The following is a 3,232-nucleotide window of genomic DNA, read 5'->3' on the forward strand; positions in this document are numbered from 1 at the left end:
ATCCGGCAAAGGTCTGTTTTGAATAACAACATGCTGCAAAAAATTGGTGTTTGGCTCATTGTGGGTCTCGTGCTCTTTACTGTTTTTAAACAGTTTGATAAGCCAAAAGACGCCAATCAAGTCACTTATTCTCAATTCATGGACGATGCCAAAGCTGGCAAAGTAAAAAGAGTTGATGTGCAAGGTCGCACTCTGCAAGTGACTCCGAATGACGGCGGCAAGTACTCCATCATCTCCCCGGGAGATATTTGGATGGTTGGCGATCTCATGAAATTCGGTGTTCAGGTAACTGGTAAAGCGGATGACGAGCCAAATATGCTGGTTTCTGCTTTGTATTACCTTGGACCGACTTTATTGATTATTGGTTTCTGGTTCTTCATGATGCGCCAGATGCAAGGTGGCGGTAAGGGTGGGGCATTCTCATTCGGAAAATCCAAAGCCCGCTTGATTGATGAGAATAGCAATACTGTTACTTTTGCTGATGTTGCTGGTTGCGATGAAGCTAAAGAAGAGGTCTTTGAGATCGTTGACTTCTTGAAGGATCCGCAAAAGTTTCAAAAGCTGGGTGGCCGCATTCCGCATGGCGTATTGCTAGTAGGCCCGCCGGGTACTGGTAAGACTTTGCTGGCACGTGCGATTGCAGGTGAAGCAAAGGTCCCGTTCTTCTCTATTTCTGGTTCTGATTTCGTGGAGATGTTTGTTGGTGTCGGTGCGTCACGCGTGCGTGATATGTTTGAGAACGCCAAGAAAAATTCTCCTTGCATCATTTTTATTGATGAGATTGATGCGGTTGGTCGTCATCGTGGTGCTGGTATGGGCGGCGGTAATGATGAGCGTGAACAAACTCTGAACCAAATGCTGGTTGAGATGGACGGCTTTGAAAGCAATAGCGGTGTGATTGTGGTTGCTGCAACTAACCGTTCTGACGTTTTGGATCGCGCCTTATTGCGTCCAGGTCGTTTCGATCGTCAGGTACACGTTGGCTTGCCAGACATTCGTGGTCGTGAGCAAATCCTGCAAGTCCATATGCGTAAGGTGCCAATTGATCCGGACGTCGATGCAGCTGTATTGGCGCGTGGCACTCCTGGTTTCTCGGGCGCTGATTTAGCAAACTTGGTTAATGAGTCTGCATTGTTTGCAGCGCGTCGCAACAAGCGTGCTGTCGACATGAAAGACTTTGAAGATGCTAAAGATAAGATCTACATGGGCCCTGAGCGTAAGTCTGCTGTGATGCGTGAAGAAGAGCGTCGTAATACGGCGTATCACGAGTCTGGTCACGCAGTCGTTGCTAAGGTATTGCCTAAAGCTGATCCAGTACATAAGGTCACCATCATGCCGCGCGGTATGGCTCTTGGTGTGACATGGCAGTTACCGGAATTTGATCGTGTGAACTTGTATAAAGACCGCATGATGGAAGAGTTGGCGATTTTATTTGGTGGCCGTGCTGCTGAAGAAGTCTTCTTGCATTCCATGAGTACAGGCGCATCGAATGACTTTGAGCGTGCTACCAAAATGGCGCGTGACATGGTGACTCGCTACGGCATGAGTGATAGCTTAGGTACTATGGTTTACGTCGATACCGAATCTGAAGGCATGTTCGGTCGTTCCAGTTCCAAAACAGTTTCTGAGTTAACTCAGCAAAAGGTGGATTCAGAGATTCGCGCATTGGTAGATAGCCAATATGCATTGGCAAGATCCATTCTTGAGCAAAACCGTGACAAGGTTGAAGCTATGGTTGCCGCTTTGATGGAATGGGAAACTATTGATGCTGAACAAATCAATGACATCATGGAAGGCCGTCCACCACGTGCACCAAAGCCGCCACCAGCAACCCAGTTTGGTAACTCTGCTGGTACGCCAGGTCCTGCTGCGGGTGCCGCACCAGCGACTGCTTAATTAGCTCTAGCTAATAGCAAGGTGATGAAGCAAAATCTGCCCGCAACATGGCGTTGCGGGCGTTTTCTTTTTGATTTCAGTAAACATCAACGCCCACTGGTGATGGGTATTCTGAATGCCACACCAGACTCCTTTTCGGATGGTGGTAAGTTCAGAACGCCAAGTGATGCTATTGCGCAAGCGGAGCGCATGATTGCCAATGGCGTCGACATCATTGATATCGGTGGCGAATCGACCCGTCCAGGTGCAGAGCCTGTAGCACTCCAGGAAGAATTAGATCGTGTCTTGCCAGTGATTGAAGCTTTAAAAGATTGCGGCGTAGCCTTGTCAATCGATACCTATAAAGCCGAGACCATGCGCCAAGCACTCAAGGCTGGGGTCGATTGCGTGAATGACATCTGGGCATTGCGACAAGAGGGCGCATTAGGTGCAATCATTGAGAGTGACCAAGATAATCCAGATAAGCAATGCGGCATTGTTTTAATGCACATGCAACGTGATCCGCAAACGATGCAATTTGATCCTGAATATCAAGATGTGATTGCAGAAGTAAAAGAATTTTTACAAGAGCGCCTTAACTTGCTGGTCAATCAAGGTGTTGCTAAAAACAGAATTGCCATCGATCCTGGTTTTGGATTTGGGAAGAGTTTGGAGCATAACCTTAAGATGCTGACTGAATTTGATCAAATCTCCCAATTGGGGTATCCCGTCTTGGCGGGGATTTCTCGTAAATCGATGTTGGGTAAATTAACAGGCCGAGATACTAATGAGCGGGTAGCCCCTAGTGTTGCCGCTGCCATTCTGGCTGCAGACCGTGGTGCCCGTATTATTCGGGTGCATGATGTGCCTGAAACTGTTGATGCACTCAAGATATGGGCGGCGGTTCAGAACTAAGTCATTAAGTCTAGTAATCCAGATAGCCACAAGTTTTATAATTAAACCCATGAAAAAACAATACTTTGGAACTGATGGCATCCGCGGTGAAGTAGGGCAATTTCCGATTGTTCCGGAGTTCATTACCCGCCTTGGCTATGCTGCTGGAAAAGTGCTGGTGCAAAACGCTAAGCCAGGTGAGCGTTGCAAAGTATTGATTGGAAAAGATACCCGTGTTTCTGGTTATTTATTGGAAGCTGCTTTAGAGGCTGGCTTCGCTGCTGCGGGTGTTGATGTCATGCTATGTGGACCAATGCCTACTCCAGGGGTTGCCTACCTCACTAAAGCCTTACGCTTATCTGCTGGGGTAGTGATTTCAGCATCACATAATGCATATCAAGACAACGGTATTAAATTTTTCTCTGCTGAAGGCGGTAAGCTCACCGATGAGTTTGAATTAGCA

At 47.4% G+C, this 3,232-nt stretch carries 2 protein-coding genes and 1 pseudogene; all 3 read left to right on the forward strand.

All coding sequences use genetic code 11. The features are described from left to right. Positions 1–18: 18 nt before the first annotated feature. Complete coding sequence (ftsH, locus tag B7Y67_RS13725) at positions 19–1,896, forward strand: ATP-dependent zinc metalloprotease FtsH (protein WP_293599135.1); 1,878 nt, start codon at positions 19–21, stop codon at positions 1,894–1,896. 24 nt (positions 1,897–1,920) lie between these two features. Next, positions 1,921–2,790, forward strand: coding sequence for a dihydropteroate synthase (gene folP, locus B7Y67_RS13730; RefSeq protein WP_293599134.1), 870 nt, complete (start codon positions 1,921–1,923; stop codon positions 2,788–2,790). A 49-nt stretch (positions 2,791–2,839) separates the two neighbouring features. Then, positions 2,840–3,232, forward strand: a pseudogene (glmM, locus tag B7Y67_RS13735) (phosphoglucosamine mutase); the annotation flags it as partial.

The organism is Polynucleobacter sp. 35-46-11 (genome assembly GCF_002281105.1).

What these genes read in the sequence shown, in the direction of transcription:
- folP (WP_293599134.1), top strand. Translation starts at nt 1,921, where the DNA reads ATGAAGCAAAATCTGCCCGCAACATGGCGTTGCGGGCGTTTTCTTTTT.